1 protein-coding gene is annotated in these 201 nt (G+C 61.7%); it reads right to left on the bottom strand.

Features of this window, described 5'->3' with window-relative positions:
• Positions 1-178 (bottom strand): helix-turn-helix domain-containing protein (locus V1479_RS26160; RefSeq protein WP_368805384.1); only part of this gene is annotated, 178 nt, incomplete at its 3' end.
• Between the last annotated feature and the right edge of the window lie 23 nt (positions 179-201).

Raw genomic sequence — 201 nt, 5'->3', positions numbered from 1 at the left:
CCGCGATGAACGCGTCCAGCTTCGGACGCCGAACCGGAGCCTGCCGCCGATAGCCCGGCGGAACCGAATACGCCATCATCTTGCGAACCGTGTCGCGCGAAATGCCGAAATGCCTTGCTGCCTCGCGCTGGCTCATGCCTCCGTCGCAAGCCACGCGAACCTTCAGATATAATTCCACGGTGTAGATCCCTATTCCCTCCC

This window comes from Neoaquamicrobium sediminum (assembly GCF_040970315.1).
Lineage (GTDB): Bacteria > Pseudomonadota > Alphaproteobacteria > Rhizobiales > Rhizobiaceae > Aerobium > Aerobium sediminum.
The sequence above is the reverse complement of the archived record's forward strand: the minus strand, read 5'-3'. Positions and strand labels throughout refer to the sequence as shown.